Origin of the sequence: Streptomyces sp. NBC_01471, from assembly GCF_041438865.1 — a bacterium.
Taxonomy (GTDB): domain Bacteria; phylum Actinomycetota; class Actinomycetes; order Streptomycetales; family Streptomycetaceae; genus Streptomyces.
Map to the genome: position 1 here is coordinate 2,002,687 of NZ_CP109450.1, position 24,765 is coordinate 2,027,451.

Below are 24,765 nucleotides of genomic sequence, written 5' to 3' on the forward strand. Positions count from 1 at the left end.
GGCGGGTCGGCGATCGTCGTTCCCCGGTACGGTCCTGTCGATCGCGAATGGGCGGTGCCGGGCGTGTACCGCACCGCCGACGGCATCGACCTCACCGTCCGGCCCACGGGGTCGCTGCGGGAGGCCGTCCTCACCCCGGACCTGCGCGCCGAACTCCAGGAGAGCCTGCTCCACTAGAGAATCGTCCCCCACAGGTTCAGCCCGTACGTTCATCACTTACCGTCCGTCGGGTGGTGCCCGAGTGTCCGTGTCGAGGTTGGACGCAGCGGGGCAGGTTCACCGGTCGGGGCGGGAGCCGTCCTGAGGTGGGTGTCGAACCAGTCGATCGCGACCGTGGAAGCGAGTTCGAACTGCTGGATGTAGGACAAGAAGTGGTTGCCGTCCGTGAGGACGAGCTTTTTCGGTTCGCGGGCGCGGTTGAAGCCGTCGAGGGCGATGTCGGCGGGGGCGACGTCGTCGTCCTTTGCCACGAGCATCAGCAGGGGGGTGGGGGCGATGCGGGAGATCCACTGGCCGGGTTCGTAGGCGCGGGCACGGCGGTTGGACTGAAGGGTCACCTTGTTCGTCCACGTGTCGTCCGGTGCCCGGTTCAGGTAGAAGTCGGCCGCGCCTTTCTGTGGGTATGCCGCCAGGGGGCCATGGCTCGTGTCGGTGTCGACGAAAGGTACGTAGACGGGCGGCTTGCCGGCCAGCTGGTCGCGTTCGTCCTGGTGGAAGCGCTCTTCCAGGGCGCGTACCTCGTGGGGCGGGACGCGGCGCAGTCCGGTCTCGTAGCCGCTGACGGTGGGGGCCTGGGCGTAAACGGCTTTGATGCGGCGGTCGGTGGCCCCGAGGACGAGGGCGTGACCACCGGCGTAGCTGAATCCCCAGACGCCGATACGCTGTTCGTCGATTTCTCCGCGTGTGCCGAGGTAGGTGATCGCCCATCGCCAGTCCGCGATCTGCTGGTGGGGGTCGATGTCCTGGCGAGGTGTGCCGCCGCTGTCGCCGAAGTTGCGATGGTCGTGGAGGAGAACCGCGTAGCCGGCCTCGCTGAAGCGGCGGGCTGTGTGCTCGATGCTGTGATGGCGGGTGCCGCCGAAGCCGTGGGCCATGGTGATGGCGGGCAACGGCTTCTCGGCGTTTTCGGGAAGGAACAGCCAGGCGGCCAGTTCGATGCCGTCGGGCAGGGGAATGCGTACGTCGATGCGCTCAACCATGGCGGACACTCCTTCAAGGGATCTCTGTTCATACGTCGTGGTGTCGCGGCCGCTCAGGTCTGAATGAGGTCCTGGGACCGGCGAGAATCCGTCGATGTCTCTGCAGCGTGCCAGGAGCGTTCTTCAGCGGGCTGGGTGGTTCCCTGCCCATACCGTGGGGGTTCGGCCTGACCACGGACTTGCCTGTTCGAGTTGTCCGGCGAGGCGGAAGAGCCGGCTTTCAAGGCCGTATCCAGCGGCGAACTGCATACCGACCGGGAGCCCCGTCCCGGCGTAGGCCGTCACGGGTACGGACATGGCGGGCGTGCCCGCCACGTTGAACGGCATGGTGAAGGGCGACAGGTCATTGATGCGCTCGATCCAGCCGAGACCGTCCAGTGTCTCCACACCTTCGGCATGGGTGCCCAGAGGCACGGGAGGCTCCGGCAGGGTCGGCGTGAGGAGGATGTCGTACGCGTCGAAGTACCGCGCCAGGCTTCGGGCCACCCGGTTCCGCATCGCGAGAGCGGTGAGGAACTGCGCGCCGCCGACCCGCTGCCCGTAGTGGTAGCCGGCGAGGGTCGCCGGCTCAAGGGTCGAGGAGTCGACGGGACGGCCGAGGGCGGCGGCCAGGCCGTCGACCATGGTGGTGAGGTTCACCGTCATGAGCCGGGCGTTGGCCAGGACGAATTCCTCCCAGTCGGCGCCGAGGTCGACCTCAACCTCGTTCACCTGGTGGCCGAGGGATTCAAGCAACCGCACGGTGCGGGAGAGGGCGTCGGTCACCGGTGCGGTAGTACGGCGTCCGCCCCACGCCTGGGTGAGGACACCGATGCGCAACGAGCCCGGATGACGGGTGACTTCCTCCGCGTACGGCCGTGACGGCTGCTGGGCGAAGTAGGGGTCGCCCGATTCCGGGCCGCGTATCTGGTCGAGCAGTACCGCACTGTCGCGTACGGTGCGGCTGACGCTGCCGTGCACGGCCAGGCCGTTGAAGACCTCGTCGACGTCGGGCCCCATGGACACCCGGCCACGGGTGGGCTTGATCCCGAAGAGCCCGTTGTAGGCGGCGGGGATACGAAGCGATCCGGCGGCATCGGTGCCATGGGCGACCGGAACCACCCCGGCGGCGACAGCGGCGGCCGCGCCTCCACTGGATCCGCCCGCGCTGCGCTCCAGGTCCCACGGGTTGCGGGTCGCGCCGTACAACGCTGATTCCGTCGAGATGCCATAGGCCATCTCCGGAGTCGCGGTGCGCCCGAACGTCACGAGGCCCGCGCGCCGGAAGCGCTGCATCAGCGAGGAGTCGGCGCCGACGACGTTACCGGCCGCCAGGCGGCTTCCCAGCTCCATCCGCCTCCCGGCCATGGCCACCGCGATGTCTTTGATCAGAAACGGGACGCCGGCCAGTGGTGTGCTGCCAGGGACAGGTTCGTCGTCGGTCTGCCACGTCTCCACGACGGCGTTGATCTGCGGATCAACTGCCTGCACAGCCTCGCGCGCGGCTGCCTCCAGCTCGGCGGGGAGTACCTCGCCCTTGGCCACCAGCTCCGCCAGCCCGACTGCGTCGAAGCTCACGTACTCAGAAACTTTCACTGCCACTCCCTGACACGATCGATACCGTTGAGTACCGAACGATACCCTACGGTATCGAAGGGGCCGGACTGGTACCGTGAGAGAGGTGGTGAACCGCACGACCGACCGGAGTGACGGAGTAGTCATGGCATCGACGCTCAGAAGGCCAAGCAGAGTGGCGAAGCTGCCGCCTCGTGAGCGCATTCTCGACGCGGCCGAAGAGCTCTTCCAGAGGGAAGGGATCCGGCAGGTGGGGGTCCAGGCGATCGCCGACAAGGCCGAGACCACCAAAATGGCGATCTACCGACACTTCGAGACCAAGGACGCGCTGGTCGCGGAGTGGCTGCGGATCGTCGCCGCGGACTATCAGGCGGCCTTCGACCGCGTGGAAACCGAATACCCCGACCGGCCCGAGGAGCAGATTCTGGGCCTGGCCCGCTTCATCGCCGAGGGGCTGCCGGCGATCTCATACAGGGGCTGCCCGTTCATCAACTCCCTCGCCGAGCTGCCCGACCGCCTTCATCCGGCACGGCAAGTGATCGAGGACCACAAGGCCCACCAGACCCGCAGGCTGATCGGCATGTGCACCAAGGCACAGATGCCCGACCCCGAACAGGCCGCAGCCGAGATCACCTTCGTACTCGAAGGGGCGCAGGTCAGCACACAGAACGGAAGCATCGATCAGACGGCAGACCGACTGATGAAGATCGTCGAGGCAATCGTGGACCGGCACCGCTCCCGCCTCGGCGCATGCGGGGCGGCCAACTGACCGCCCGCGCCGTCCGCCCGACCACCGCTCGACGTGGGCATGCGAGTGTGACCTGGCACGAGCCCAGGATCTCCCGGCTCATCGACGCCCTCGCCGCAGCCGGGCCGAAGGCGCTCACCGCGATCCGGTCGGCGCGGGCCGAAGCACGGTCGCAGGTCCGGGAACGGGCCGGGGCGGACGCTCCGGCCCGTTCCGGAGGGCCGGTGGCAGCGCTGCTGCGGCCCGGCAGCGCCGGCTCCAACACCGCGAGCGATCACATCGAAACAGCTCAACTCGCCCTGGCCCAGCTCCCCGAGCGTCTGCGGCGGGTCCGCACGACACTGATCCGCACCGGCTCAGCCGGTGGCACCCACGCCTTCCTCGACTGGCTCTCCACCACCCGATACGACAGGACCCCGGACGGCTACCTCGCCGGACTGCACCTGCGCGCCTCGATGATCTGGCTCAAAGACCTCACCCGAGGCACCCCTTGATCACAGCCCTGTCGCGCCCTGAGGGCGGACGTAAGGCCGGGTCATGACCTCCATGTTGTGACCGTCCGGGTCGTCGAAGTAGGCGCCGCGACCACCGAACAGACGGTTGATCTGGCCGGGTTCGGTGTGGCTGGGGTCGGCGTAGTAGGTGACCCCGAGCACCTCCAGACGGGTGATAACAGCGTCGAACTGCTCGTCAGGGACAAGGAAGGCGTAGTGCTGCGACTGGATCGGCTCGTCCCTCTTCTCGTAGTAGTCGAGCGTCACGCCATTGCCGAGGTCGACGGGCAGGAACGGTCCAAACGGGGCGCCGGCCTTCAGGCCCAGGACCGCGGTGAGGAACTCGGCAGACAGGTGCCGGTCGCTTGCGTAGACGGCAGTGTGGTTCAGCTGGACGCCGGCCGTCGGCAGCGCGGATTCATGCGGGTACCGCTGGTCATAGGACATCAGTGATGTGTCTCCGGTCTTGGGATCCGCTGGAATGCGGCGCCGTATGCGGGCGCCGGGAGCTAAGACGCGGAGAAGTGGGCGGGCCTCTTGCCCGCCTCGTGCTCACGCCGAGGCCGGGAACCTCACTCGTGCGTGGCCCATGGCCGACCCGGCAGTCACCCGATCGACCCTAGTGACCATCACAGGCGGGAGCAACATCGTTTCCTGGCCGTGCCCGGCCTCGGATCGAGCCGACGTTGCGTCATAGCGGTCTGTCACGGCTCCGCTGATCACGGCCCGATACGCGCCCTGGACCCCGGAACGCTGTGGCCGTGGTGCGTCCTCACTCCTGCTCGTCCAGCAGGAACGAACCGTACTCGGGCTTTCCCGCCCGTTCGTAGGCGCAGTACTGCACGCCCGCGCCGGTGACGCGGGATTCCGTGAGCGTCCAGGCGGCGGGGGCGGCGCCCTCGGCGAAGAGGCGCTTGCCGGTGCCGATGATCACGGGGTTGACGAGCAGCCGGTACTCGTCGACGAGGTCGTGCTGCTGCAGGGTGCGGATGAGGTCGGCGCTGCCCTGCGTCATGATCACGCCGTCGAGCCGCTCCTTGAGTTCCGCGACGCTCTCGGCGGCTTCACCTTTCAGGAGAAGGGAGTTGTGCCACTCCAGGCTGTTCCGGGTGCGCGAGGCGACGTACTTGGGCATGGCGTTGAGTTTCACGGCGATCGGGTCGTTCTCGTCGGTGACGCGAGGCCAGTGAGCGGCGAAGAGGTCATACGTCTTCCGGCCGAGCAGGAGGTGGTCGGCGGTCCGCTCGAAGATGCCCTTCATGAGGCCCATGAAGTCCTGGTCGACGTAGGGGACCTGCCAGCCGCCGTGCTCGAAGCCTTCGTCGACGTCCTCGCCCGGGCCGCCCGGGGCCTGCATGACGCCGTCCAGAGTGATGAACGCGGTGACGATCAGCGTGCTCATGGTGGTGCCTTTCGGGGGTGAACTTCTGCCTGCATCAGGGGTGACTCCCGGGCCGGCGGGAACTCATCGGCCGGCCGCCTCCGGCGCACCGGGCCGGCCTCCGCCTGCCGCCGCCCTGACGCCCGGTCCTCAACCCGCCGTGTCACCATGCCGGTTCGGGCAGATCCCGATGTTCGAGCAGGTCCCGATGGAGGAGGGGCGCGCGATGCTCGCCGTGCACCCGGAGGACCGGCGGTCCCTGATCGGGAACCTGCTGAGGCCCCGGCCGCGGGTGAATCGCTGACACCCGCGCGACGCCACAGGGCCACCGAGCACCCGGGCCCTCACCCCTCCTGCACGTACCGGGACGGGGCCAGCCTCCGGGCGGTCTCCACCACGTAGGCCCGCAGCGCTTCGGGGTCGGGCTGCTCCTGCCCGGCACCCAGAACCAGCCGTGCCATCTGCGGAAACGCCAGCGGCCAGACCGCCACACCGATCAGGGCGAGGAACGTCGCGGCGGCGTCCCCGGCGAGCCGCCCGCCCGTGGACTCCTCCAGCGCGGCCGCCTTCCGCGCGTAGTGCGCGCTGCGCACCCCGTCGTCGGGCAGCGCCAGATCTCCGTAGTACAGGGCCTCCCACATCATCATCCGGGTCAGCTCCGGGTTGCTCCGGTGGAAGTCGTACATCCGTCCCGCGTACTCGCCCGGGTCGCCGTCCGGCAGCCCGACCCGCACCGCGTGGTCGTTCAGCGCTTCCGCGACGACTGCGGAGAACAGCTTCTCCTTGCTGCCGAAGTGCCCGTAGATGCGCTCCTTGTTGGCCCCGGCCCGCACAGCGATGCGGTCGACGCGGGCGCCGCTCATGCCGTGTTCGGCGAACTCCGTGCGCGCGGCCGCCAGCAGTCGGGCGCGGGTCTCCTCGCTGCGGGCGCTTGTCGTCATGGGGAGATCATACGCAGATTGCCAACCAACTGGATGGTTGGCTACCGTCGCCCGCATGGCGACAAGAACGGATGTCTGGGTCACCGGGCTGGGGGCCACCACGCCCCTCGGCGGCGATGTCCCGAGTACCTGGGCCGCGATGACGGCGGGCGACAGCGGGATCAGCAGCCTGGACGGTGAGAGCTGGGCCCGGCAGCTGCCGGTGCGGATCGGGGCCCGGATGCGCCAGGACCCGGCAGAGTCACTGAAGCGCACCGAGGCCCGCCGGCTCGACCGGTGCGAACAGGCCGCGCTCGTCTGCGCCCGCGAGGCATGGACGGACGCGGGAGCACCCGCCGTCGATCCGGAGCGGCTCGCTGTCGTGATCGGTACGGGAATCGGCGGCGTGCTCTCCCTGCTCGGGCAGAACCGCGTACTGGAGGAGTCCGGCCCGAGGAAGGTCTCGCCGCACACCGTCCCCATGCTCATGGCCAACGGTCCCGCCGCCTGGGTCTCCATCGACCTGGGCGCCAAGGGCGGAGCGCACACCCCGGTGAGCGCCTGCGCCTCCGGGGCGGAGGCCATCGCACACGGTCTCGACCTCATCCGGGCCGGCCGGGCCGACATCGTGGTGGCAGGCGGCTCCGAGGCGAGCCTGCACCCCCTGCCGCTGACCGCCTTCGCGCAGATGATGGCGCTGTCGGCGGCCAACGACGATCCGGACGGCGCCTCACGCCCCTTCGACGCCGCACGGAACGGCTTCGTGCTCGGTGAGGGCGCCGCCGTCCTGGTCCTGGAGAGCGCCGACCACGCCCGCGCCCGCGCCGCGCGGGCACACGGAGCGGTGGCCGGGGCGGGGACGACGTCCAGCGCCGGGCACATCACCGCTTCCGACCCCGATGGACAGGTCAGGGCGATCCAGAAGGCGTTGCGGGACGCGGAGCTCACCCCCGGGGACATCGGGCACGTCCACGCGCACGCCACATCCACCCCGCAGGGCGACCTCGCCGAGGCGGAAGCGGTCGCGGCCGCCGTCGGCACCCATCCGGTGGTCACGGCCACCAAATCCATGACCGGTCACCTCCTGGGCGCCTCCGGCGCGTTGGGCGCGATGGCGGCGGTCCTGGCGCTGCGGGACGGATCCGTTCCGCCGACCCGCAACCTGACCCGGCTCGACGACCGCGTACCGCTGGATGTCGTCACCGGCACGGCCCGCAGCGGGTGTTGGGACGCGGCCCTGGCGAACTCGTTCGGCTTCGGCGGCCACAACGTTTCCCTGGTTCTCACTTCGCCCAGGTGAGCGAATGCGGTCGGGACCTCCGGATTGGGTAAGTGGAACGTGGGATGCCCAAGTCGCCACGACACACCAGACTCTCCGCACACCGGAGTCTCCATACACCAGAGTCTCGATACACCTGAGTCTCCACGACATACCAGGAGGCGGTGCACATGCTGCACGGCATCGATGTCAGTACGTACCAGTCGTCGTTCGACACCGACGGGCTGGGCTTTGTGTTCATCAAGGCCTCGGAGGGCCACACTTACGTCAACCCACGGCTGACCACACAGACCAAACTGGCGCGGGACGGCGGTTGCGTCACCGGCTTCTACCACTTCCTGTGGCCGGGCAACATCCAGACGCAGGCCGAGTACTTCGTGAGCAAAGCCCCCGAGAAGGCGGGTGATCTGCTCGCGGTGGACTGGGAGACCACCGGCGATCAGACCCGGGCCAGCAACGCCGAGAAGGACAGTTTCATCCGCGCGGTGAAGAAGCTGCGGCCGCACAACCGGGTACTGCTGTACACGAACCGCGACTTCTGGCTGAACCACGACACCACGTCGTACGCCGGGGACGGGCTGTGGATCGCGGACTACACCACGGCGGGCAAGCCCAGGATCAAGGCGACCTGGACGTTCCACCAGTACACCGACAGCCCGCTCGACAAGGACGTGGCCCACTCGCGCTTCGCGAGCAAGAGCGCGCTGGAGGAGTGGGCCACGCCGTAGGAATTCAGGCCCGGAAGGCAGCCGGGCGCTCGCGCGGGGCGGCGGCGAGCGCCTTGGCGATCCCGTCCGCGTCGGCCGAGAGACCGTAGACAGGGGTGTCCGGCTGCTGGCGCCAGGAGTCGTCGATACCCCCCGCGTCGACCGTGTCGAAGCCGATCTCGTCGATCAGTTCGCGTACGACCCGCTTGGCGGCCTCGTCGTCACCCGCGACCGGCAGCGCGAACCGGCCCGTAGCCCCCTGGGGGCGTGCCGCGTCGATGATGTTGTGCGCGTAGATGCCGTTGAACGCCTTGATGACCGGGTGGCCGATCTGCTGTTCGGTCCAGCGGCTCTCCGTGAGCCCGTCCTCGATGGCGTCGATCCGCCCGTCCCGCTCCCGCGGGTAGTAGTTGCCGGTGTCGATCACGGCGACGCCCGGTGCGGCGCCGTCGAGCAGTCCGGACGGCAGATCCGGTACGGCCTTCACCGGGATGGTGATCACGACGACCTCGGCGCCGCGCGCCGCATCGGCGACCGGCACGGGGGTGGCGCCCGTCTCCTCGGCGAGATCGCCCAGGGTGTGCGGACCGCGCGAGTTGGCCACGGACACGTCGTGCCCGAGTGCCGTGAGCCGCCGGGTGAGATTGCCGCCGATGTGTCCGGCGCCGATGATGCCGATCTTCATGATGTGCCCTCCGTTACGGGTGTTCCGGGTGCGGTGCTGGGTCGTACCGTGCGGTGCCGCGTGATGCCGTGCCGCGTGATGCGGTGCTGCGCGTGCGGTGTCAGTGGTCGGGTGCGGCGCGGTGTGTGGTCCGGTGCGGTGTGTGGTCGGGTGCGGTGTGTGGTCGGGTGCGCTGTCGCTCGGTGTGCGGCGCTGTCGCATCGGTCGCCAACCTCCCTGGGGGCCCGGCTATTCCGGTGCGCTCACCCGTTCACCCGGATGCCATGGCCCGGTCGCCTCGTCCGAAGGCGTACCCGGACGGACCCGGACAGCGTGCCCGCTTCCGCCCGGATGCCGCCCTCTCGGACCTCCCTCCGCCTCCTTCTCCGTCCACGTCCCAGCCCTTCTCTCCGCCCTTCTCTCCACCCTTCTCTCCGCCTTCAAGTGGTGAAGGCGGAGAAGAATATGAGAGCGCTCTCAGCCCTAGGTATTGACCTGCCCCCCGAGCCTCGCAACAGTAAGGGCCTACGGGAGGCCACCCCCCACAGCTCTCCGTCTCCCGCGCTCCTCCCCCCACAGACCACAGGAGACTTGCGTGATATCCCGCAGAATGTTCCTGACCGGCGCCGCAGCGACCGCCACCGCTCTCACCTACCCCGCCTGGGGAAGTGCACTGAGTCCACGCGCCTCGGCCTCCGCCGCCACCTGCGAACTGGCCCTGGAGAACAAGTCGTTGCCCGGCAACGTCAACGCGTACGTCACCGGCCACGAGCAGGGCACCGACCAGTGGGTCCTGCTGCGCTCCGACGGCAGTACCTACCACCCCGAGTCGCCGTCGGCCCCGCAGACACCGCTGCCGGTCGACTGCGCCATCCCGCTGAAGGCGGCAGGGGCGGGGCCAGTCACCCTGACCCTCCCTCAGATGTACGGCGCCCGGGTTTACTTCGTACGGGACGACACCCTCGACTTCTTCCTCAACCCGGGCCCCTCCCTGGTCGAGCCGGCCTTCGCCACCGCCGCGGACCCCAACTACGGCCGCACCTGGTCGTTCTGCGAGTTCACCTTCAACCCGGACCAGCTGTACGCCAACATCTCCTACGTCGACCTGGTGACCGCCCTGCCCATCGGGCTCTCGCTCACGGGCGACACCGACCACACGGTGGCCCCGCTCCCCGACGGCGCGGTCGACAAGATCGCCGCGGATCTCACCGCCCAGGCGGCCAAGGACGGCCAGCCCTGGGACAAGCTGGTCATCCGCGGCTCGGACGGCAAGGTGCTGCGGGTGATCTCGCCGCAGAACCTGATGGCGTCCGCCTCGCCCGACGCGATGCCGTTCGGCGATCTGTGGACGGGCTATGTGGACCAGGTCTGGGACAAGTACAGCTCCACGGACCTCACCATCGACCTCCAGGGCGGCAAGGGCAGCCTGAAGGGCCGGGTGAGCGGTGACACCCTCACCTTCGACGGCGGGCACACCTTCACCAAGCCCGACTCGAAGTCCATCTTCACCTGCAACGACGGGCCCTTCGCCAACAACCCCGGTGACCCGGACGACAAGAAGGCGCTGCTCGCCAGGATCGCGGCCGGGTTCAACCGGTCGATCATGCTCACCCACCCCAGCCAGCCGAACGGCACGACGGCTGCCGACTACTACCAGGGGGACGTCACCAACCACTGGGCGCGGGTCCTCCACGCCAACTCGCCGATCGGGTACGCCTTCCCGTACGACGACGTGGTCCCCGACGGCCAGCCCGATGTCTCGGGCGCCGCGAACGACGGCAATCCGGTCCGCTTCACGGTGTCCGTCGGGTCCTGACCGGCCGGTTCGGCTGACGGAGGTGCGGGTCCCGGGCAGCACGCCCGGCGGCCCGCACTCTTCCCGCTCCGGTGTCCGCTAAGGGCTGTCCGACGGCGGCCCGCCCAGACGCAGTTCGCGGTCGACCACGGCGCGTGCCACATCGGCCAGCTTCAGACGGTGGGAGCGGGCGTGGCCGCGCAGCATGTCGAAGGCCTCTCCCGTCCCGGTCCGCAGCTGTTCGGCGAGCATGCCCTTGGCCTGCTCGATGACGACTCGGCTGTCCAGGGCCTGACTGAGCTGACCGGCGGTCTCACGGTGGCCGCGTAGTTCATCGCTCTGGGCCCGGAGCACCATGGCCAGGTCTCCCAGCCACTGGGCTGACTCGATCTCGGCGCCGGACAGTTCCCGGTCATGGGTGAACAGCAGGAGTACCGCGCAGGGGCGGCCGGCGGTGCCGTGCAGGGGCAGCAGCGTCACGACGGTGTGCCCCTCGGCCAGCGCACGGCTTGTGAATCCGGGCCAGCGCGCGCCCTGTTCCCGGAGGTCGATGTTGGTCAGCGCGCGACCGTCGCGCAGGCACTCGGGGCCCGGTTCGCCGCTGTGCGTCGCGGCCGCGTCGGCCGGCATCACGCACGCCCCGGAGAGCTGGAGCAGCTCAGCGCAGTCGTGGCCCAACTGCCGTATGAGAGAAGGCGACCGCGCTTCGTCGGCCGCGACGACCGCGAGCCCGAAGGCGCTGCGCATCCACTGCTGTTCCCGGTCCATACCGGGCCAGATTACCCAGGCGGGACAGAACCCGGAGCCTTACGGCGCGACAGCCCCCCGGCACCCGTGCCGGGGGGCGTGTACGCGCTACTTGTTCAGCGACGCCCAGAACTCCTCGAAGGAGAGCCGGCCGTCACCGTTGGCGTCCTTGGACCTGATGATGGACTGGGCCACTGTCTCGGTCACGTGGAAGTCACCGAGCTGCGCCATGACGCTCTTGTACTCGCTCGCCGTGATCCGGCCGTCACCGTCCACGTCGAGACGCTCGAACGCCTTGCGGGCCTCTTCTTTGTCCGCCACTGGGTCCACCCCTTTTTCAGTACGTGTTTCTTGGTACGTGTTCTCGGTACGCGTCTGACGGTAGTCAGATTAACCGGCGGGTCGGGCCCGCAGCGCCGCGGCCGGCCAGGCGAAGTCCTCGCGCCGTGAACCGTCCCTCAGCGGAAGATCCCGGTGTGTCCCAGCGAGTAGCGGCCGGGCTGCGGATACACCGCGAGGCCGTGCGGGCCGCTGCCGACCGGGATGCGGGCGAGCTGCTTGCCGCTGGTGGTCTCGATCGCGTACACCTCCGCGTTGTAGCGGCCGGTCAGCCAGAGCACCTTGCCGTCGGCCGAGACGCCGCCCATGTCGGGGCTGCCACCCCCGGGCAGGGACCACTTCTTGATGAGTTTGTTCTGCGGGAAGCCGAAGACCGAGATGGTCCCCTCGCCACGGTTGGAGATGTACATCTCCTTCGAGTCCCGGCTGATGTAGAGCCCGTGGCAGCCCTTGCCGGTGTGCATCAGCTTCGGGGTGGTGAACTTGTCCGCGGGGAGCACCCAGATCCCGTCGGCCATCATGTCGGCGATGTAGAAGGTCCGGCCGTCCGGCGAGATCTTCACGTCCTGCGGCATCGCGCCCTTGAAGGGCAGCTTCTGCTGGCCGACCACCTTCATCTTCTCGGTGTCGACCTTGAGCAGCTCGCCGGAGAACTCGCAGGAGACGATGAAGAAACGCCCGTCGGCAGAGAAGTCCGCGTGGTTGACGCCGGCGCACGTCACCGGGAGGGTCTTCTTGATCTTCATGGTGTGCGGGTCGCGGAAGACGAGCTGCCGGTCGAGCGAGGCCATGACGATGGCGTACTTGCCGTTGGGCGTGAAGTAGAGGTTGTACGGGTCGTGGACGTCGAGCGTCTTCCCGACCTTGCCCGTCGCCGGATCGATCGGCGTGAGGGTGTTGCCCCGGTCGTTGTTGACCCAGAGCGTCTTCAGGTCCCAGGAGGGCACGACGTGCTGCGGCTGCACACCGACCGGGATGGTGCGGATGACCTTGTACGTCCTGGGGTCGATCACGTTGACCGTGTTGGAGTTGGTGTTCGGTACGTAGACCCGGGACGGGAACTTCTTGACGACGGGCGAGAGTCTGCCCGGGCGGTCCGCCGCGTACAGGTCCTTGGGGTCGAGGACCGGGGGCATACCGGCCAGCGGGGCGGGTTCCGCCGACCTCACCGTGGTGCCACGCGGCGCGGCGGCCGCGGTGGTGGCCCTGGTGGCGTCGGGGTGCGCATGGCCGGTCCCGCCGGACGACCCGCAGCCGCCGAGCGCGACGGCGAGACCGGTGGTGACGGCGGCGGCGAGGATCCCTGTGGTACGTATCGTGATCATGAGGTCAGCAGCTCCGTAGTGGTCACCGCGTGCAGCCCGCGGCGGTCGAAGGCGTCGAGGATGGCGGGCAGTGCGGCGACCGTGTCCGCGTAGCCGAAGTGCATCGAGACCACCGAACCGGGCCGCACCGCGCCGGTGACGTTGCGGACGACGGCCGCGGTGCCGGGCGAGGTGAAGTCGAGGGAGTCGGTGTCGTACGAGAGCACGTGCGGGTACCCCGCGCGCGCCGCGAGCCGCTGGACCAGGGGGGTCGCGTACTGGGTGCGCGACGGGCGGAACCAGGTGCCGATGGAACCGGTGAGCCGTCGCAGCCGGTCGGCGCAGCCGGTGATCTCGGCGTACGCCTCCCGCTCGCCCATCGCGGAGATGGAGGTGTGGTGGAGGGTGTGGTTGCCCAGGTCGTGACCGCCGTCGAGGATCCGGCGGGCCATCGCGGGATACGCGTCGAGCCAGGTGCCGACGGCGAGGACGGTGACCCGCGCGCCGGCCCGTTCCGCCTCCGCCAGTACGGACTTGGCGATGGCGGGGTCTCCCTGGCCGTGGAAGGTGAGCGCGACCCTGGGCCGGTCGCGGGGGCCGTTCGCGATCTGGACCGGCTGCCTGGCGAAGGCGAGGGGGGCCGGGGCGTGGAGCGGGGCCGGGGGTTTCGCGGCCCCGGAAGGGGGGCTGGACGGGCGGGGTCCGGCCGGGGACGGGGCCGCGGCGGGTGGGCCTCCGCCGGAGCATCCCGCGGTGAACACTCCGGCGACGGCCGCGCCGGCTCCTGCCCGCAGTGCGCTGCGTCGGCTTATCTCAGTCACGCGACCATTTAATGAGGAATCACCCGGAGCGGCCCTTTTTGCCTCTTCCCGCCGGGCTGCGGCAGGAAGCCCTCAGGCGCGGTCAACCGAGGTCCGGATCCGACATTCAGTCAGCGAATCTCGCACACAATCATCGATTCGCAGGACAGATGTTCACTTCACCTGGGATTCACAGAAGCCACGCTGTGATCCGGACGGGTACAACCGGGTGACACCCCGGCGCCACGGGCGCCTCTTCCACCGGTACGGCGGTACACCGGTACGGCCCTCAGGAGGACTGACGGTCGGCGACCCGCATCTCGAACCAGGTGGTCTTGCCGCGCGGCAGCAGGTCCACCCCCCACCGGTCCGAGAGTTTGTCGACCAGGAAGAGGCCCCGGCCGCTCACATCCATCGGCTGGACCGGCATCAGACAGGGCAGCCCGCGGGACGGGTCACGGACCTCGACCCGGATCCAGCCCCGGCGGCGCAGCATCCGGAGCCCGAAGACGCGCGCGCCGGTGTGGCGGACCGCGTTGCCGACGAGTTCCGACACGAGTAACACCGCGTACTCGGCGGTCTGCGGGGAGAGCCCCCACTGCCGCAGTACGACGCCGTGGGTGAGCCGCCGCGCGGTCGCCGCGGACTCCGGACGGGACGCCAGGCGTACCTCCGCCTCCGTTGGACTGCCGAACAACTCCAGTGCCTTCAGAGCCTGTTCGTCCTCAACGGTCGGCGCCCATCGCGCGGCATCCGCATGAGCGCGCTGCCGCGGCTGCTCCACACCCTCCAGGCCCGCCATGTCCCCCATCATGGCTGCCCGAAGCGGCCTCCGGGGCCGTTCCTGCGGAATCCGCAGCCGGGGACCAGGGTCGGGCACCCCGCATTTTGGCATATGCACATGGCATTGCAAGGGTCATCACACCCACCCTGAGCTGCGAGGATCCCCTCCTCATGAACGAAATTCAAGAGCAGTGATCGCTCACTCCTTAAGGTTCCCTTAAGGAGCAGCTAATCCACCCAACCGGGTACCCCTCAGCGGAACTTGGCCTTGCCGGGGCCCTCTTCGACGAAGCTGCGCATGCCCCGTTCACGGTCCTCCGTCGCGAAGAGACCGGCGAACCAGGTGCGCTCGATGGCCAGTCCGGTGTCGAGATCCGTCTCCAGACCCGCGTCGACGGACTCCTTGGCGGCGCGCAGCGCGATGGCCGGCCCCTGGGCGAGCCGTGCCGCCCAGGCGTGCGCCTGCTCGTACACCTCGGCCGCCGGGACGACCCGGTCGACCAGACCGAGGGTGAGCGCCTCGGGCGCCTTGACCTGACGGCCGGTGAAGATCAGGTCCTTGGCCCTGGACGGGCCGATCAGCCGGGAGAGCCGCTGGGTGCCGCCGGCGCCGGGGATCAGGCCCAGCAGGATCTCGGGCTGGCCGAGTTTGGCGTTGTCGGCCGCGATACGGAAGTCGGCGCAGAGGGCCAGTTCGCAGCCGCCGCCCAGCGCGTATCCGGTGACCGCCGCGACCACGGGCTTGGGGATCCGGGCCACGGCGGTGAAGGAGTCCTGCAGGGCCCGGGAGCGGACGACCATCGCCGCATGGTCCATGGCCTGCATCTCCTTGATGTCCGCTCCGGCCGCGAACACCTTCTCGCCGCCGTAGAGCACCACGGCGCGTACGTCGTCGCGGCCGGACACCTCCTCGGCGAGCTCGCGGATCCGGTCCTGGACGGCGACGTCGAGTGCGTTCATCGGCGGGCGGTCCAGACGGATCGTGCCGACGCCTTCGGAGACTTCGAGGGTGACTGTCATGACAGCAGGTTAACGGTGGCTAACGCCGTGCGGCCCGGTGCACTTGGTCACAGTGCACCGGGCCGCGGCGGCGGAGGCCGGACGCTCCTACTTCTTCCAGTCCGCCCAGGACATGTTCCAGCCATTGAGCCCGTTGTCCGGCTGGATCGTCCTGTCGTGCGAGTTCTTGACGATCACCACGTCACCGACGATCGACCTGTTGTAGTACCAGGCGGCCGGGGTCTCCTTGCTCCAGCCACCGCGCACGTCGTGCAGGCCGACACAGCCGTGGCTGGTGTTGGCGGCGCCGAACGTGCTGTTGGACGCCCAGTAGTTGCCGTGCACGAAGGTGCCGGAGTCGGACAGGCGCATCGCGTGCGGCACGTCCTTGATGTCGTACTCGCCGCCGAACCCGACGGTGGCGCCGTTCATCCGGGTCACCGCGTACTTCTCGCTGATGACCATCTGGCCGTTGTACGTCGTGGTCGCCGGGGCGCCCGCGCTGATCGGGATGGTCCTGATCAGCTTGCCGTCCTTGACGACCTTCATGGTGTGCCGGTCCGCGTCCACCGTGGAGACCATGGAGCGGCCGACGGTGAACTTCACGGTCCTGGTCTGCTTCCCGTACACCCCGGGCCGGCCCTCGACGCCGTCGAGGTTCAGCTTCACCGTCACCTTGGTGCCCGCGGCCCAGTACTTCTCGGGGCGGATGTCGAGGCGGTCGTTGCCGAACCAGTGGCCCTCGACCGGTACGGCGGGGTCGGCCGTCACCTTGATCGCGTCCTCGACGTCCTTGGGGTGGGTGATCCCCCGGGTGAAGTGGATCGAGACCGGCATACCGACCCCGACGGTCGAGCCGTCCTCGGGCGTGTACTGGCCGACGAAGGTGTTCTTCGGCACGAGCGTGGTGAAGACCGTGTCCTTCGCGGACTCCCGGCCCTCGGCGTCCTTGGCGACCGCATGCACCTTGAACCTGGTGGCGGCGGGCAGGTGCTGAAGCGGCTGCCAGCCGGCGCCGCCCGCCGCGATACGGCCCGGGACCTCGTTGCCCTTGGCGTCCTGGACCGTGACGGAGGTCAGCCTGCCCCGGTCCGCCGTGACCTTCAGCGCGTCGCTGGTGGCCACCGACTCGGCGCCGTCGGCCGGGGCCACCGTCACGACCGCCTGCGAGGCCGCGGAACCGGCCCCCTTGCCCGCGCCCTGCTTCGCCTTCCCACCGCTGTCGTTCCCCGAACCGCCGCACGCCGTGACGAGCAGCAGCAGCGCGCCCAGGAGCACGGCCGGCAGTACGGGCCGCCCGCTCCGCGGCCCGCGCACGGACCGGCCCCCGGCCGATGTCCCCGATATCGGTCGCCCGTTCAATGTGGTGGTCTCCCCTCGCGCACGTCCCGGCGCCGCCGGAGCACGTACCCCCGCGCGCCCTGTCCGCGCGCACTGATTTCACAGAATAATCGCAGCGCGGGCCGGCCGGACTCCCCGGCCATGTCACCGTTCAGTCCCAACCGGGCGCGGGCGCGCGGGTCATGGGGGCAGGGCGGGCGGGCGCCACCTCAGTCGAGCGCGGAGCCGGACCTCCAGGCCGCCCAGTCCAGGTTCCAGCCGCCCAGCCCGTTGTCCGGGGCGACCTTCGTGTCCCGGGAGTTGACCACCTCGACCACATCTCCGATCAGTGTGTGGTCGAAGAGCCAGCCGGCCGGGGACGTGGCACTGCCGCCGCGCACATCGCGCAGCCCGACGCAGCCGTGGCTGGTGTTGGACGCGCCGAAGGTACGGGCGGGCGCCCAGTAGTTGCCGTGCAGGAAGGTTCCCGAGTTGGTCAGCCGCATCGCGTGCGGGACGTCCGGGATGTCGTACTCACCGCCGAAGCCGACCGTCCGGCCGTTCATCCGGGTCACGGCGTGCTTCTCCATGACGACCATCCTGCCGTTGTACGTGGTGTGTTTCACGGCGCCCGCGGTGACCGGAAGGGTCGTCAGCAGGGCGCCGTCACGGCGTACCGCCATGGTGTGCGCCGCCGTGTCGATCACGGACACCTGCGAGCGGCCCACGGTGAAGCCGACTGTCTTCTGCTGGGTCCCGTACACCCCAGGCGCCGCCTGGACGTCCCGCAGCCGCAGCCCGACGGAGACCCGGGTGCCCGGCTTCCAGTACGCGTCCGGGCGGAAGTCCAGACGGCTCCTGCCGAACCAGTGGCCCTCGACCGGCACCGCAGGGGTGGCGGTGACGCGGATCGCCCGCTCCACCGCGGAACGGTTCTCGACGGGGCGGTTGAAGTTGAAGGAGACGATCATGCCCGTGCCGACGGTGGAGCCGTTCTCCGGTGTGAAGTAGCCGATGAAGCGGTGCGGCGGGACGTACGTGGTGAAGGTGGTGTGGCGGGCCAGGGTGTGGCCGTCCCCGTCGGAGGCCACCGCGTCCACGGAGTACTCGGAGCCGAGCCCCAGCCGGCCGCCGTCCGGCTTCCAGGTCCGGCCGTCGTCGGAGACGCTGCCGGGGAGCACCTCGCGGTGCCCGTCCGTGACGCCGTAGACCGTGACATGTTCGAGCCGCTGCCCGTCCGGTACACGTACTTCGACCCGGTCGTGTGCGCCGATGTCCTTCGCGCCGTCGTCCGGCACCACCCGGATGGCTTCTTCCGGGGCCCGCGGTTTCCCGTCGGAGCCGGATCCGCATCCGGCCAGTCCGGCCATCAGCCCCGCCCATACCAGTGCGGCCGCGACGCCCGCCCGTGTCCGCTTTGTCAGTTGTCTCACGGAGCGCTCAACGACCACCCCCCTGCGGGGGAAACGTGAGATTGCCGGTTGTTGCGGGCAGAACAAGAGCGAGGACCATGCGAGAGAGCCGCGGCCGGGACGCCGGGGCCCGACGCGCCGCCGGTCCCGATGAGCCGCGGGAGGCCGACAGGTGTCGAGCGCAGCCGAGCAGGAGACCGCACCGGAAGCGGTGCAGGAAGCCGTGCCGGAGGTCGTGCCGGACGTGGTGCCGGACGCCGTGACCGGGGCGGCGCCGGAGGTGGTGCCGGGCGCCGTGGCCGACGCGGTGACCGTGTGGCCCGGTACGTCCGTGCCGCTGGGGGCGCGGTACCGGGTCGGGCCCGACGGGGTCGCCGGTACCAACTTCGCGCTCTGGGCGGGCGGCGCCGAGGCCGTCGAGCTCTGCCTCTTCGACGCCGCGGGCCGTGAGACGCGCTGCGAACTGGCCGAGCTGACCCATGAGATCTGGCACGGGTTCCTGCCCGGGGTCCGGCCGGGACAGCGGTACGGCTACCGCGTCCGGGGCCGCTGGGACCCGTGGACGGGGGCCCGCTGGAACGCCGCGAAGCTGCTGCTCGACCCGTACGCGCGCGCCGTGGACGGGGAGTTCCGGCTGCCCCCCGAGGTGTACGGGCACGTCAGGGACTGGCCGGAGCAGGAGGTCGCCGACACCGTGCGCGACGAGCGGGACTCGGCGCCGTACGTGCCCAAGGGGGTCGTCGTCCACGACGACACCCCCGGCGACGAGTGGGCGGACGACCTGCGGCCCAAGACGCCGTGGGCGGACACCGTCATCTACGAGCTGCATGTGCGCGGCTTCACCAAGCGGCACCCGGGGATCCCCGAGGAACTGCGGGGGACGTACGCGGGGCTGGCCCACCCGGCGGCGATCGGCCATCTCGTACGGCTCGGGGTGACGGCCGTCGAGCTGCTGCCGGTGCACCAGTTCGCGCACGAGGACCACCTGCTGCGGCGCGGGCTGAAGAACTACTGGGGCTACAACTCGGTCGGCTACTTCGCCCCGCACGCCGGGTACGCGGCGACCGGAACCGGCGGCCAGCAGGTCGGCGAGTTCAAGAGGATGGTGCAGGCGCTGCACGCCGCCGGGATCGAGGTCATCCTCGACGTCGTCTACAACCACACGGCGGAGGCCGGTGAGCTGGGGCCGACGCTGTCGCTGCGCGGGGTCGACAACCGCGGTTACTACCGGCTCCAGGACGACCCGCGCCGGTACGCGGACTACACCGGCTGCGGCAACACCCTGCATGTGGTGCAGCCCCATGTGCTGCGGCTGATCACCGATTCGCTGCGCTACTGGGTCACCGAGATGGGCGTGGACGGCTTCCGCTTCGATCTGGCCGCCGCGCTGGCCCGGTCCTTCCACGACGTCGACATGCTCTCGCCCTTCCTTGCGGTGATCGCCCAGGACCCGGTGCTGCGGCGGGTGAAGCTGATCGCCGAGCCGTGGGACGTGGGCGACGGGGGCTACCAGGTGGGGGCCTTCCCACCGCTGTGGACGGAGTGGAACGACCGCTACCGGGACGCGGTACGGGACTTCTGGCGGGGCGCGCTGCCCGACGTGCGCGATCTGGGATACCGGCTCTCCGGCTCCAGCGACCTGTACGCCTGGGGCGGGCGGCGGCCGCAGGCCTCCGTCAACTTCATCACGGCGCACGACGGGTTCACCCTGCGCGACCTGGTCTCCTATCAGCAGAAGCACAACGAGGCCAACGGCGAGGACAACCGGGACGGCACCGACGACAACCGGTCGTGGAACTGCGGCGCGGAGGGCGGGACGGACGACCCGGAGATCGGCGCGCTGCGCAGGAGGCAGCTGCGCTCGCTGCTGACGACGCTGCTGGTGTCGACCGGGGTGCCGATGCTCGTCGCGGGGGACGAGATGGGGCGGACGCAGGGCGGCAACAACAACGCGTACTGCCAGGACAACGAGGTCAGCTGGGTCGACTGGACGCTGCTCGACGAGCCGGGCCCGCGGATGCTGCTCGGCCTCACCTCCAGGCTGCTGGCGCTGCGCCATGCCCATCCGGTGCTGCGCCGCCGGGCGTTCTTCTCCGGTGCGCGGGCGGGCGACGGGCTGCGGGATCTCGCCTGGTTCACCCCGCACGGCCGCGAGATGACCGAGCAGGACTGGTACGCGCCGACGGCCACGCTCGGGGTCTATCTCTCGGGAGGCGACATCCCCGGCAGGGACGCCAGGGGCCGGCGGATCACCGACGACAGCTTCCTGACGCTGCTGCACTCGGCGGAACGGCCGGTGGACTTCCTGCTCCCCGGGGCTCCGTGGGCGGACACCTACGAACTGCTCGTCGACACCTCGCGGGAGGACCAGCGTGCCGCGCCGGGCACCCTGCACCGGGGTGGCGCCGCGCTCACCGTCCCGGCCCGGTCGGTACTGCTGCTGAAGGTGCGGGCCTGAGACGGCCCGCGCCGGCCGGGCGGTTCCGGCCTCAGCCGAGGATCTTTCGGTCGTACGCCACCGCGACCGCCGCCGCCCGGTCCTTGACGTCCAACTTCCCATAGATATGGGTCAGATGGGTCTTGACCGTCGCCTCGCTGATGAAGAGCTCACGCGCGATGTCGCGGTTGGACGTGCCCCTGGCGACCAGCACCAGCACCTCCCGTTCGCGTGCGCTCAGCGCGTCGTGGCCCGGCGCCGCCGGGGTGCGCACCCGGGAGACCAGCCGGGAGGCGACCGCCGGGGAGAGTACCGTACGGCCGTCGGCCGCGGCCCGCACCGCGGTGAACAGTTCGTCGCGCGGGGCGTCCTTGAGGAGGTAGCCGGTGGCGCCCGCCTCGATGGCCGGGAGGGTGTCGGAGTCCGTGTCGTACGTGGTCAGGACGAGCACCTTGGCACGGCTGCCGCGGCGGGTCAGTTCGGCGATGGCGTCCACGCCGTTGCCGCCCGGCATCCGCAGGTCCATGAGGACCACATCGGGATCCAGCCGGCCGGCGAGCTCGACACCGGCGACGCCGTCGGCGGCCTCGCCGAGCACCTGGAAGCCGGGGGCGTCGGCGAACATGCCGCGCAGACCGTCCCGGACCACGGGATGGTCGTCGACGATCAGCACGGTGATCACATCAGAGTTCATGGCGGACCAAAGGTACGCGAGCCGACACCGCCGTGCCGTGTCCCGGCTCGGACTCGACGGCCACGGTGCCCACGATCCGCTCGGCGCGGGCGCGCATCCCGCCGAGGCCGAAGCCCCCTTCGGCGCTGCGCGGCGGCAGCGCGAGCGGGTCGAAGCCGCGCCCGTCGTCGCGTACGTCCAGGGTCATCTCATCGTCCATGTACGAGAGGGTGACGCCGACCCGGGACGCCCCGGCGTGCCGCGCGGTGTTGGCGAGCGCCTCCTGGGCGATCCGGAGCAGGGTGGCCTCGACCTCGTCGTGCAGCGGCTCGACGGTGCCGGTGACGGTGAACTCGGCGCGGACGCCCGCCGTCGCCGACCACGCGGCGACCAGCTCCTTCAGCGCTTCGGGGAGGGACGCGTCGGCCAGCGCGACCGGGCTGAGGTTCTGCACGGAGCGCCGGGCCTCGCCCAGGCTGTGGCGGGCCAGCTCCTGGGCGCGGGCGAGGTGCTCACGGGCGGTGTCCGGGGTCCTGGTGACGGAGACGACCTGGAGCTGGGTGATGATGCCGGCGAGCCCCTGCGCGATGGTGTCGTGGATCTCGGCGGCCAGCCTGCGGCGCTCGTCGGCGACCCCGGCCTCGCGTGCCTGGACCAGGAGCTGGGCGTGCAGGGCGGCGTTCTCGTCGAGCGCCTGCTGGAGCCGGACGTTGGTGCGCTCCAGCTCGCTGATGGTCTCGGTCTGCTCCACCGCACGCTCCTCCTCCAGGGTGGCGAGATGGGTGAAGACGATCAGCAGGGTGACATTGACTCCGAACAGCGCTCCGAAGACCACCCAGCCCATGGGGCCGTGCGGTGGCAGCCCGCCGGACTGGGAGCCCGACATGGTGACCGCGCTGGCGAGCAGCCCGACCCGGACCAGCCGGCGGGGCAGCAGCCGTTCGGCGCCGAAGTAGCCGGTGACCGCGTAGAACGCGTAGAAGGGGTTCAGCCAGGTCAGGGCGAAGGCCAGCGCCCAGCGCAGGGTGTAGTAGCAGGTGCCGGCCGTCGAGGGGCCGGGCCGGGTGCGGGCCGCGTGGCCCCACCACAGCTGGAGCGCGGTCCCCGCGGCGGTGAGAGCCGCCGCCGCGACCAGTTCGTACCGGGTCATGTGCAGCGCACTCGCGGTGGCGCCCGCGGCGAGGGTGGAGATGGCGAGCAGCGCGTAGGGGCCCCAGCGGTGGAAGGCCGCCCACCCGACGCCCAGTCTGGCGCCGACCAGGGGTGCGGCGGCCTCCCGGCCGGGCCGGGCGGCGGGGCCGGTCAGGTCCGGTGTCATCCATCCAGTCTGCCCGTACCGCTGTCCGTACCGGCCGGTGGCCGCCGTCACTCCCAACGGAACCAGCGGTTGGCCCCGGCCGACAGCAGCAGTGTCCACACGGCGAGCACGCCCAGGTGGGTCCAGCCGGGCCAGCCGCCCGTCGCGGCCCCGTTGAGGGCCTGCGCAGCGGCGCCGAACGGGGTCAGTTCGACGATGTGGGCCAGGGCGTCCGGCATGGCCTGGACGGGCAGCCAGACCCCGGCACAGAACATCATCGGGAAGAGGACGGCGGAGCCGATCGCGTTCGCCACCCTCTGGTTGCGCGACAGGGCGGCCACCAGCGAGCCCAGGGCCAGCGCGGCGCAGATCGACAGGGCGAGCGAGAGCAGATAGCCCAAGACCTGCTGGGGCAGGGCGACTTTGAAAGCGGTCCGCGCGACGGTGAGCGAGAGCACGGCCGAGACGAGCGCGGCGGCGCCGTGCAGGCCCATCTGCGCGGTGAGCAGCGCGTGCGGCCTGACCGGTGTGGTGGACATCCGGCGCAGGATGCCGCGCTCGCGGTATCCGGTGATCACCTGGGGCATCGCCTGCAGCCCGGCCATGATCATCGCGAGCAGCACGGTGACCGGGACGTACGCGCTGACCAGCGTCTGGCCGCCGATGGAGGAGTCGTGCTCCCGGAAGGACGGGATCGAGCCGAGGATCACCAGCAGGACGGTGGGGAACACCATGACCCAGAAGATGGTGGCCGGTTCACGGCGGAAGAGCCGGAACTCGGAGCGCAGGACGGCGGCGGACGCGCCGGTCCGTGCGGTGGTCCTCGTACGGGTGGTGGCGGTGGCTGTGCTCATGCTGCGGCTCCCGTCAGGTCCAGGAACGCGTCGTCAAGGGTGGCGTCGGTGACCCGGAGTTGGTGGGCGGTGATGTGGTGCCTGGCGAGCAGGGTGATGACGGCGTTGACCGTCTCGTCGGTGCCTTCGATGACCAGTGCGCCGTCCCGGTGCCGCACGGAGGCGGCGCCGGGCAGCACGTCCAGCTCACGGTCGCCGAGCGGCTGCGAGGGGGTGAAGGAGATGACCGTCGAACCGGACGAGCGGCGGATGAGGCCGGCCGGTGTGTCGAGCGCGGCGACCCGGCCCTTGTCGATCACGGCGATGCGGTCGCAGAGGCGCTGGGCCTCCTCCATGAAGTGGGTGACGAGCAGGACGGTGACTCCGCTGTCCCTGACGTCCTCGATCAGCTTCCAGGTGTCGCGGCGGGCGCGCGGGTCGAGCCCGGTCGTCAGCTCGTCGAGCACGACCACCTCCGGGTTGCCGATCAGCGCCAGTGCGATGGAGAGCCGCTGCTTCTGGCCCCCGGACAGCTTCGCGAAGCGGGAATCGGCCTTCTCGGTGAGGCCCAGCCGCTCGGCGAGCGGCCGCCAGTCGGCGGGGTGCGGATAGAAGGAGGAGTAGAGCTCCAGCGCCTCCCGCACCGTGATCTTCGGCTGGAGTTCGCTCTCCTGGAGCTGGGCGCCGAGAATCCGAGTCACCCGGTCGTGGTCGGCGACCGGATCGAATCCGGCCACCCGCACCACGCCCCCGTCGGGCACCCGCAGCCCCCCGACGCACTCGACCGTCGTGGTCTTCCCCGCGCCGTTCGGCCCGAGGATCCCGAAGATCTCCCCCACCTCGACGGCGAAGGACACCCCGTCAACGGCGTGCCTGCCGCCGTACGCCTTCCGCAGTCCGTCCACTTCGATGATTGCCATGCCACCAGGCTCCCGGGAGACGGAGTCGCGCGGCATCCGCCATCGCGCTCGAACCGGCATCAGCCGATCGGCTGATGCCGGGGTACGACCTCCCGGCAGCCGGGCCGCGGCCCGGGTGGACGCGCGGGCCGCCACGAAATCCGGTGGGCGCTGTCAGTGC

General features: G+C 70.2%; 22 protein-coding genes and 2 pseudogenes. 6 read left to right on the forward strand and 18 right to left on the reverse strand.

Features of this window, described 5'->3' with window-relative positions:
• Positions 1-212: 212 nt before the first annotated feature.
• Both OG285_RS08805 and OG285_RS08810 read right to left on the reverse strand, forming a co-directional pair.
• A complete protein-coding gene (locus OG285_RS08805; protein WP_371790664.1) occupies positions 213-1,199 on the reverse strand; it encodes an alpha/beta hydrolase in 987 nt (328 codons plus the stop codon).
• A 123-nt stretch (positions 1,200-1,322) separates the two neighbouring features.
• Entirely contained in the window at positions 1,323-2,774 is a 1,452-nt protein-coding gene (locus OG285_RS08810) for an amidase (protein ID WP_371790665.1), read from the reverse strand.
• A gap of 124 nt (positions 2,775-2,898) precedes the next feature.
• Between OG285_RS08810 and OG285_RS08815 the strand changes: the two genes are divergently transcribed.
• Both OG285_RS08815 and OG285_RS08820 read left to right on the forward strand, forming a co-directional pair.
• A complete protein-coding gene (locus OG285_RS08815; RefSeq protein ID WP_356827004.1) occupies positions 2,899-3,522 on the forward strand; it encodes a TetR/AcrR family transcriptional regulator in 624 nt (207 codons plus the stop codon).
• Between the two features lie 59 nt (positions 3,523-3,581).
• Positions 3,582-3,896 (forward strand): annotated as a pseudogene (locus OG285_RS08820) (IS1380 family transposase); the annotation flags it as partial.
• Positions 3,897-3,995: 99 nt separating this feature from the next.
• Here the strand turns inward: OG285_RS08820 and OG285_RS08825 are convergent.
• The 3 genes from OG285_RS08825 to OG285_RS08835 form a co-directional block, all read right to left on the reverse strand.
• Positions 3,996-4,442 (reverse strand): VOC family protein, encoded by a 447-nt coding sequence (locus OG285_RS08825; RefSeq protein WP_356827005.1) that lies wholly within the window; start codon positions 4,440-4,442, stop codon positions 3,996-3,998.
• 325 nt (positions 4,443-4,767) lie between these two features.
• Positions 4,768-5,397 carry a dihydrofolate reductase family protein gene (locus tag OG285_RS08830; RefSeq protein ID WP_371790666.1) on the reverse strand — a complete coding sequence of 210 codons (630 nt, stop codon included), beginning with the start codon at positions 5,395-5,397 and terminating at the stop codon, positions 4,768-4,770.
• Between the two features lie 323 nt (positions 5,398-5,720).
• Positions 5,721-6,317, reverse strand: coding sequence for a TetR family transcriptional regulator (locus OG285_RS08835; protein ID WP_371790667.1), 597 nt, complete (start codon positions 6,315-6,317; stop codon positions 5,721-5,723).
• A 55-nt stretch (positions 6,318-6,372) separates the two neighbouring features.
• Between OG285_RS08835 and OG285_RS08840 the strand changes: the two genes are divergently transcribed.
• Positions 6,373-7,596 (forward strand): beta-ketoacyl synthase, encoded by a 1,224-nt coding sequence (locus OG285_RS08840; RefSeq protein ID WP_371790668.1) that lies wholly within the window; start codon positions 6,373-6,375, stop codon positions 7,594-7,596.
• A gap of 149 nt (positions 7,597-7,745) precedes the next feature.
• Positions 7,746-8,303 (forward strand): glycoside hydrolase family 25 protein, encoded by a 558-nt coding sequence (locus OG285_RS08845; protein WP_356827009.1) that lies wholly within the window; start codon positions 7,746-7,748, stop codon positions 8,301-8,303.
• 4 nt (positions 8,304-8,307) lie between these two features.
• Here OG285_RS08845 and OG285_RS08850 read toward each other — a convergent pair whose 3' ends face one another.
• Complete coding sequence (locus tag OG285_RS08850; protein ID WP_371790669.1) at positions 8,308-9,168, reverse strand: NADPH-dependent F420 reductase; 861 nt, start codon at positions 9,166-9,168, stop codon at positions 8,308-8,310.
• Between the two features lie 388 nt (positions 9,169-9,556).
• Between OG285_RS08850 and OG285_RS08855 the strand changes: the two genes are divergently transcribed.
• The gene (locus tag OG285_RS08855; protein WP_371793486.1) at positions 9,557-10,762 is read left to right on the forward strand and encodes a glycoside hydrolase family 64 protein; all 1,206 of its coding nucleotides are present in this window, start codon (positions 9,557-9,559) and stop codon (positions 10,760-10,762) included.
• Positions 10,763-10,840: 78 nt separating this feature from the next.
• On the opposite strand, the gene OG285_RS08860 is transcribed toward OG285_RS08855, so the two are convergent.
• The 8 genes and pseudogenes from OG285_RS08860 to OG285_RS08895 form a co-directional block, all read right to left on the reverse strand.
• Complete coding sequence (locus OG285_RS08860; RefSeq protein ID WP_371790670.1) at positions 10,841-11,509, reverse strand: ANTAR domain-containing response regulator; 669 nt, start codon at positions 11,507-11,509, stop codon at positions 10,841-10,843.
• Between the two features lie 87 nt (positions 11,510-11,596).
• Positions 11,597-11,848, reverse strand: a pseudogene (locus OG285_RS08865) (EF-hand domain-containing protein); the annotation flags it as partial.
• 98 nt (positions 11,849-11,946) lie between these two features.
• Positions 11,947-13,152, reverse strand: a complete 1,206-nt coding sequence (locus OG285_RS08870; RefSeq protein ID WP_371790671.1) for a hypothetical protein — start codon at positions 13,150-13,152, stop codon at positions 11,947-11,949.
• Positions 13,149-13,952 carry a polysaccharide deacetylase family protein gene (locus OG285_RS08875; RefSeq protein WP_356827013.1) on the reverse strand — a complete coding sequence of 268 codons (804 nt, stop codon included), beginning with the start codon at positions 13,950-13,952 and terminating at the stop codon, positions 13,149-13,151. The genes OG285_RS08870 and OG285_RS08875 overlap by 4 nt, the downstream gene beginning before the upstream one ends.
• 268 nt (positions 13,953-14,220) lie before the next feature.
• The gene (locus tag OG285_RS08880) at positions 14,221-14,745 is read right to left on the reverse strand and encodes an ATP-binding protein (protein ID WP_356827014.1); all 525 of its coding nucleotides are present in this window, start codon (positions 14,743-14,745) and stop codon (positions 14,221-14,223) included.
• A 221-nt stretch (positions 14,746-14,966) separates the two neighbouring features.
• Positions 14,967-15,734: an enoyl-CoA hydratase-related protein gene (locus tag OG285_RS08885; protein ID WP_356827015.1), complete on the reverse strand. Its 768-nt coding sequence runs from the start codon at positions 15,732-15,734 to the stop codon at positions 14,967-14,969.
• 87 nt (positions 15,735-15,821) lie between these two features.
• Positions 15,822-17,075, reverse strand: coding sequence for an Ig-like domain-containing protein (locus OG285_RS08890; RefSeq protein WP_371790672.1), 1,254 nt, complete (start codon positions 17,073-17,075; stop codon positions 15,822-15,824).
• A gap of 188 nt (positions 17,076-17,263) precedes the next feature.
• Positions 17,264-18,466, reverse strand: a complete 1,203-nt coding sequence (locus OG285_RS08895; protein WP_356827017.1) for an Ig-like domain-containing protein — start codon at positions 18,464-18,466, stop codon at positions 17,264-17,266.
• 151 nt (positions 18,467-18,617) lie between these two features.
• Here OG285_RS08895 and glgX point away from each other — a divergent pair, with 151 nt between their 5' ends.
• A complete protein-coding gene (gene glgX, locus OG285_RS08900; RefSeq protein ID WP_371790673.1) occupies positions 18,618-20,903 on the forward strand; it encodes a glycogen debranching protein GlgX in 2,286 nt (761 codons plus the stop codon).
• 31 nt (positions 20,904-20,934) lie between these two features.
• On the opposite strand, the gene OG285_RS08905 is transcribed toward glgX, so the two are convergent.
• The 4 genes from OG285_RS08905 to OG285_RS08920 are packed head-to-tail and all read right to left on the reverse strand — an operon-like array spanning position 20,935 to position 24,605.
• Positions 20,935-21,576, reverse strand: coding sequence for a response regulator transcription factor (locus tag OG285_RS08905; protein WP_356827019.1), 642 nt, complete (start codon positions 21,574-21,576; stop codon positions 20,935-20,937).
• Complete coding sequence (locus OG285_RS08910) at positions 21,566-22,873, reverse strand: sensor histidine kinase (protein ID WP_371790674.1); 1,308 nt, start codon at positions 22,871-22,873, stop codon at positions 21,566-21,568. The genes OG285_RS08905 and OG285_RS08910 overlap by 11 nt, the downstream gene beginning before the upstream one ends.
• Positions 22,874-22,920: 47 nt before the next feature.
• Entirely contained in the window at positions 22,921-23,706 is a 786-nt protein-coding gene (locus OG285_RS08915) for an ABC transporter permease (protein WP_371790675.1), read from the reverse strand.
• Positions 23,703-24,605 (reverse strand): ABC transporter ATP-binding protein, encoded by a 903-nt coding sequence (locus OG285_RS08920; RefSeq protein ID WP_371790676.1) that lies wholly within the window; start codon positions 24,603-24,605, stop codon positions 23,703-23,705. The genes OG285_RS08915 and OG285_RS08920 overlap by 4 nt, the downstream gene beginning before the upstream one ends.
• Positions 24,606-24,765: the final 160 nt, after the last annotated feature.